We start from the raw sequence: 6,679 nt of genomic DNA on the forward strand, positions 1-6,679 counted from the left end.
TTCATTTGCTACAGCATTTAACGATTGATGCTTTTTTAAAACTTCCCGTACACAGCGAAGTTTAAATTCATAATTGTATTTGACTTTTCTTTCCATAAAAATGCCCCCAAATAGTGTCTAACTTTTTGGGGGCAGTTCATTGCGGTGAGTCGGCTCCTTTTCTTTATGCTGTCGTGCTATCCGCGCTACATGGTAGCTAGCTCCTATCACTCACGCGACCTACAGCTTTAAATAATATTCTTCAGTAATTTAATAATTACCAGTTACATTCGCTTTGCATTTCAACATCCCAAAACGTTCCAGATTTAAAATCGCTAATTACGAAATCGTATATTTCTTTGGCCGATTCTTCCGGAGAAAGCCTGCCGTGAGCAATATTATTTTTTCCAAATGTAGTCTTAACATAACCGGGATGAATAGATGCTACATTGATTTTACCAGAAAGTCTATTGGAAAGAATTTTTGTGTACATATTCAATGCCGCTTTCGACATTCTATAAGCAACAGCATCTGACCCTTTACAAAATCCAATTGATCCCATTCTGGAAGAAATATTGATTATTTTCCCTTTGTCACTAATATTTTCAATTAATGCTTCTGTCAAAAAAGTTGGCCCGGTTACATTCACATCAAAAGTTTGTTGAAACGTTATTTCATCTGGATTTCCAGTATCCAAATCTGGACCGATTCCTGCATTATTTATCAAAACATCAATTGTAATACTTTTTGAATTCAACTCTTTAGTAAACAATTCAATGTTTTCAACCTCAGACACATCCAATGGTAGCGCTTCAAAATTATCATTTTCTATCCCTTCAATTTTACCCGATCTGGAAGTTCCAATAACTTTGAATCCATTATCTAAAAATATAGTAGCCAAAGCAAATCCAATACCTTTGCTCGCTCCTGTAATTAAAACAGTTTTATTCATTTCTATTTTTTTTTAATGGTTAAATGGCAAAACAAATATTATACATCTAAGCATATAAAATCTTAAATACTATAATATCTCTGCTCTATCCTTTTAATATCTTTAATCGATTTTTTTGCCCAATCTAACCTTTTCTCTAAAATTTCCTCATCAGTCAAATGCCAGTTAATATTAGAATTGCGTAAACGATTGGTGATATTCTGAATAATAATTGCTGCTGAAACCGAAATATTCAAACTCTCTGTAAAACCCACCATCGGGATTTTAAGAAAACCGTCTGCCCTACTCAAAACGGCATCAGACAAACCATCTTTTTCAGTTCCAAAAAACAAAGCGCTTGGTTTTGAAATATCAAAATCTTCCAACAAACAATCATTTTCATGCGGTGTAGTAGCAATAATTTGATAACCACTATTTTTTAAAGTATCGACACAATTGGTAACACTGTCATATTTAGAAATATCAACCCATTTTTGGGCACCCATAGCAATTTCTTTATCGATGCGTTTTCCAAAACGTTCTTCAATTACATGCATTTCCTGGATTCCAAAAACCTCGCAACTACGCATCACCGCACTGGCATTATGCATTTGAAAAACATCTTCGACTGCTATTGTAAAATGTTTGGTTCTATTTTTTAAAACTTTCAAAAAATTTTCTTTTCTGTTATCCGTGATAATGTTTTCAAGATAATCCAGGTAATCTAAATCAATCATCGATCGCTATTTTTTTTTGGCAAAAATACTAAAAAGAGAAGTTTTAACCTATAAAGTATTTCGTAGTAAGATGGTTTAGACCTGACAGGTTTTGAAAATCTGTTAGGGTTCTAAGAGTTACCTATCCATCAAAATAGTTTTGGATTCAAATTATTACATTCGGAAGCGTAAAGGTTTTGCTTAGTATATTTTTTGTACTTAAATTAAGGATATTAACAAAAATGCAAAATGCCTCTTTAATTAGCCCTGATCGCAGTGAAAATCCTTGTGGGCTGGGGTTCAGCCTACAAGATTGTAATGGAGAGCAGGAAACCATATCTCCAAAAAAGCCTTATCTTTCGCTCATAATATTCTTTAAAAAATCAATCAAATGAAAAAGAAATTAGTTGTACTTACCGGAGCAGGAATCAGTGCCGAAAGCGGTATCAAAACATTTCGTGATAGCGACGGATTATGGGAAGGTCATAATGTGATGGACGTGGCGACTCCCGAAGGCTGGCATAGAAACCAAGCTTTGGTACTTGACTTTTACAATAAAAGACGCAAGCAATTAAAGGAAGTACAACCTAATCTTGGGCATCAAATTTTAGCAGAACTTGAAAATGATTTTGACGTTTATATCATCACACAAAATGTAGATGATTTACATGAGAGAGCTGGAAGTACAAAAGTCACTCATCTTCATGGAGAATTACTAAAAGTCCGAAGCTCTAGAAATGAAGATTATATCATTGACTGGCAAGATGACTTAAATATAGGTGATAATGACCAACACGGACATCAACTACGACCGCATATTGTTTGGTTTGGCGAACAAGTTCCTGCTTTGGAAGAGGCAATTATCTTGACCGAACAAGCAGATTATTTTGCCGTAATTGGAACTTCACTGCAAGTGTATCCTGCGGCTGGTTTAATCAATTACACGCCAAAAAAAACGCCGATTTTTTATATCGATCCAAAACCAATAAAAATTCCGAATCTTAGAAATCCTTTGGAAGTAATTCCTAATGTAGCTTCGGAAGGAATGGTAATTTTAAAAGAAAAATTATATGCTAATCTATAGCAACATCATTATATATATTCAATAACGCTAAATCCAAAACTGTACTCTGATTGTCTTCGCTTTTGTTGTACATCGGTTTAAATTTGGCACCATAAATAATTTCTTTAAACGTGTATGAAGTTCGAGTGGCAACTGTCGTACTAAACATATCATCAAATGTTTTAATGATCACAATAATTTCGCCCAAAATAGAATCAAAATCCGATGCTGTAAAACCGTACAAAGGGCTTTCAACCGTTATTGGATGAACTACGGTCCAACTCAAAACCAATGAATTTATCTTTTGATACTCTAAATCCAAAGTATAGAATTTATTAGTCATTACTCCGTTTTCTTCAATTTGTATGCCGACTGTCACGCTTACTTCGGCATCCATATAATTGGTGTTTTTATAAGGAGCTAAGCGAAACATCAATGCTTTTCCCTCATTAAAAGGTGCGATAAGCGCATTATTAGAAAATTTTAAATAAACTGCGGGCTTACTAAAACGTCCAAAAAACAATCCTGTAGCGATAGCAAAACTTAACAAACCCATTAATGCTTCGGCTGACGACAATGCACTCGTATAAAAACCAGTCGGACTAATATGTCCGTACCCCACCGTAGTAAATGTTTGGGCACTAAAAAAATAGGCTTGTCCAAACTGAACCCACTTATTGTCGGTAGTTGCAATTCCGTCGAGATGCTGAATTCCGATTCCGAAATAGAGCAACGCAAAAACAAAATTAATAGTGATATAAAACAATAAAAGTATCGAAAGAAATTTCCAACTAGGCATTTCGAGCATGGTATGATACCAACTTATTCGATCTAAAATGCGGATGCCTTTTCGGGTAGCATTTACTGAACCATCTTTGTTGATAAATCGCCCGCCTGTAATAGATGCATTACTACCAAATCCAGTATTTATCAGGGATTTTGCTTTATTATTGAATCTATGAAATAATGCCATAATTTATGTATTAACAGAGTGCAAATTACACATTAAAATAATGTAATGATACTTAACTTAATGCATTTATAAGTAATACTTATTTTACACATTATTATAAGTTTTTAGTATTAATATTTTATAAATCAAAATTTTATATTGAATTTTAACAAAAAATTAAAATAAATTTTTGAAAATCAAAAAAAATACTATATTTGTTTTGCCTTAAAATTTAAAATAAACTCAACCTAATACCACATAATTATGAATTTAAAATTACCCCTAATTATTGTATTTCTTGTATTTTCACAAACATTTTTCGGACAAGCTGCTACAGAATCCTCCTCAACTACCACTAGCACAGCTCCAATTGACTTCAAAAAGCAAATGCAAGAATTAAAAGAGCAAGAAAAAGCATATTTAGCAAAAGTAGAAGCAGAAAAAAAAGAAGCCAAAATAAAAGCTGAAGCAGAAAAAAAAGCAGCAGAAGAATCACAAAAAGCTGCTGAAAAAGCTGCAGCCCAAGCTAAAATAGCCGAAGCAAAAGCATCTGCTGAAGCAAAAGAAGCCGCAGAAAAAGCAGCAAAAGACAAAGCCATCGCAGATAAAGCTCAAGCTGAAGCCGAAAAAAAAGCCGCTGAGGCAGCCAAAGACGCTACAAACAAAGCCAACAAAGAAGCAGCAATCGCAGCAAAAGCCCAAGCTGAAGCTGACAAAAAAGCATCAGAAGCGGCTGAAAAAATCTCCAAAGAAAAAATCGCCGCCTACAAAAAAGAAGCCGCAGCTGCTAAAGAAGCAGAAGACAAACTAGCTAAAAATGTTGAAAAACTAAAAAAAGAAAAAGAAGAAGCTGACCAAAAATTAGCAGAATCAGCTAGACTAGCTTTGGAAAAATCAGCAAAATTAGAAGAACAAATAGCTAAAGCAACTGCAGAAGCAGAAAAAGCAGCAGCAGCACAAGCAAAAATAGAAGCTGAAAAAGCAGCTAAATAATAATACCCCTTCCCCCTTTAAAGCCCTAACCACTTTAAACTGAAAATCCGTTGAAAAACGGATTTTTTTCATTTATGCTATTCACTGAAACCACCAATCTTCTCTTTTTAAAAATGTTTATCTTTGCCAAAACAAATACCATATGCAAAATATAATTGATCGCTTTGTAAGTTATGTCACAATTGACACCGAATCTGACGCTAGCTCAAAAACAACTCCAAGTACTGCCAAACAATGGGATTTAGCCAACAAATTGGTTGATGAATTAAAAAAAATTGGACTAGAAGATGTTACCATCGACAATAAAGCCTACATAATGGCAACTTTACCCAGCAATGTTGACCACGAAGTGCCTACAATTGGCTTTATTTCGCATTTTGACACATCACCAGATTTTTCGGGAGCAAATGTAAAACCACAAATTATTCCAAATTATGATGGTAAGGACATTGTATTAAATGCTGAACAAAACATTATTTTATCTCCGTCATATTTTAAAGATTTACTACAATATAAAGGTCAAACATTAATAACTACGGATGGAACAACTTTGCTTGGTGCCGATGACAAAGCAGGTATCACAGAGATTGTTACAGCAATGGAATTCTTAATCAACAATCCAGAAATCAAACACGGAAAAATCAGAATTGGTTTTACTCCAGATGAAGAAATCGGTCGCGGAGCTCATCATTTTGACGTAGAAAAATTTGGAGCCGAATGGGCTTACACAATGGACGGAAGTCAAGTTGGAGAATTAGAATTTGAAAATTTTAATGCTGCCGGAGCTAAAATTACTTTTAAAGGAAAAAGCGTTCATCCTGGTTACGCCAAAAGCAAAATGATTAACTCTATGCTTATCGCTAATGATTTTATTAATGAATTACCTAGAGACGAAACTCCTCAAAGAACAAAAGGATATGAAGGTTTCTATCATGTACACCATTTATCAGGAAGTATTGAAGAAACTGTTTTGGAATTAATTATTCGTGATCACAACAAATTAAAGTTCGAAAAACGAAAAGATTATATTCATAAAATAGTCAAAAAAATCAACAAGCGATTTGTTAGAAAATTTGGCGAAGATATTGCTATTGCTGAGATTAATGATCAATATTACAATATGAAAGAAAAGGTTCTTCCTGTAAAATATATTGTAGATATTGCTGAAAATGCGATGAAACAACTCGGAATTAAACCGATCATCAAACCAATTAGAGGAGGAACAGACGGTAGCCAATTATCCTATAAAGGTTTACCATGTCCGAATATATTTGCCGGAGGACATAATTTCCATGGAAAATACGAATATGTTCCTGTCGAAAGCATGCAAAAAGCTGTAGATGTAATTGTTCGAATTGCAGAATTGACAGCTAAAGGTGATTATTTAAAACAAGAGAAAACAGTTAGAAAAAGATAATTTAGAAACGCTTCAATGTTTTTTCAAAGAGTTTAAACTTTTAAAATCATATATCATTAACAATGGACATGATCAATCATTGGGAAGCAGAGTTGGAAATTTTAAAAACAATAATTACCAAAACATCTCTAGTTGAAACCAATAAATGGGGAGGTTGTGTATATGTTTATAATAATAAAAACATAGTTGGCATTCGTGGATTCAAGAACTTTTTTACCCTTTGGTTTTTCAACGGAGCTTATCTCAAAGATGAAAAGAAATATTTGATTAATGCTAATGAAGGAGTAACCCAATCATTACGCCAATGGAGGTTTACATCAAAAGACGAAATCAATGAAGCCGAAATTTTGGCCTATATTCAAGAAGCGATTGAAAACGAAAAACAAGGCAAAATTATAAAAACTAAAAAGCCTGAGAAAGCAATAACAATTCCCTCTATTTTACAAAAAGAACTAGACAATTATATGCAGTTAAAAATTGCCTTTTCAAAATTTAGCCCTTATAAACAAAAGGAATTCATTGAATACATCGAATCCGCTAAACGAGAAGAAACAAAACTTACAAGGATTGAGAAAATAAAACCTATGATTTTAGACAATATTGGTCTAAATGATAAATACAGATAAAA

Annotated in this window: 7 protein-coding genes; 4 read left to right on the forward strand and 3 right to left on the reverse strand. The window is 33.5% G+C overall.

Annotation, left to right across the window (positions count from 1 at the left end; genetic code table 11):
- Window positions 1-256: 256 nt before the first annotated feature.
- Both VLC96_RS12000 and VLC96_RS12005 read right to left on the reverse strand, forming a co-directional pair.
- Window positions 257-931 carry an SDR family NAD(P)-dependent oxidoreductase gene (locus VLC96_RS12000; RefSeq protein WP_325263206.1) on the reverse strand — a complete coding sequence of 225 codons (675 nt, stop codon included), beginning with the start codon at window positions 929-931 and terminating at the stop codon, window positions 257-259.
- A gap of 62 nt (window positions 932-993) precedes the next feature.
- Window positions 994-1,647: a TrmH family RNA methyltransferase gene (locus tag VLC96_RS12005; RefSeq protein ID WP_325263208.1), complete on the reverse strand. Its 654-nt coding sequence runs from the start codon at window positions 1,645-1,647 to the stop codon at window positions 994-996.
- A 370-nt stretch (window positions 1,648-2,017) separates the two neighbouring features.
- On the opposite strand from VLC96_RS12005, the gene VLC96_RS12010 reads away from it, so the two are divergent.
- Window positions 2,018-2,710 carry an SIR2 family NAD-dependent protein deacylase gene (locus VLC96_RS12010; protein WP_325263210.1) on the forward strand — a complete coding sequence of 231 codons (693 nt, stop codon included), beginning with the start codon at window positions 2,018-2,020 and terminating at the stop codon, window positions 2,708-2,710.
- Here the strand turns inward: VLC96_RS12010 and VLC96_RS12015 are convergent.
- Entirely contained in the window at window positions 2,700-3,662 is a 963-nt protein-coding gene (locus VLC96_RS12015; protein ID WP_325263212.1) for an ion channel, read from the reverse strand. The two genes, VLC96_RS12010 and VLC96_RS12015, sit on opposite strands and share 11 nt — an antisense overlap.
- Before the next feature lie 243 nt (window positions 3,663-3,905).
- Here VLC96_RS12015 and VLC96_RS12020 point away from each other — a divergent pair, with 243 nt between their 5' ends.
- The 3 genes from VLC96_RS12020 to VLC96_RS12030 all read left to right on the forward strand — a co-directional run bounded on the left by VLC96_RS12020 (window position 3,906) and on the right by VLC96_RS12030 (window position 6,677).
- Entirely contained in the window at window positions 3,906-4,634 is a 729-nt protein-coding gene (locus VLC96_RS12020; RefSeq protein ID WP_325263214.1) for a hypothetical protein, read from the forward strand.
- Between the two features lie 142 nt (window positions 4,635-4,776).
- The gene (pepT, locus tag VLC96_RS12025) at window positions 4,777-6,051 is read left to right on the forward strand and encodes a peptidase T (RefSeq protein ID WP_325263215.1); all 1,275 of its coding nucleotides are present in this window, start codon (window positions 4,777-4,779) and stop codon (window positions 6,049-6,051) included.
- 62 nt (window positions 6,052-6,113) lie between these two features.
- The gene (locus VLC96_RS12030; RefSeq protein ID WP_325263217.1) at window positions 6,114-6,677 is read left to right on the forward strand and encodes a YdeI/OmpD-associated family protein; all 564 of its coding nucleotides are present in this window, start codon (window positions 6,114-6,116) and stop codon (window positions 6,675-6,677) included.
- The last annotated feature ends 2 nt before the right edge of the window (window positions 6,678-6,679 follow it).

Source organism: Flavobacterium sp. (assembly GCF_035456085.1).
Lineage (GTDB): Bacteria > Bacteroidota > Bacteroidia > Flavobacteriales > Flavobacteriaceae > Flavobacterium.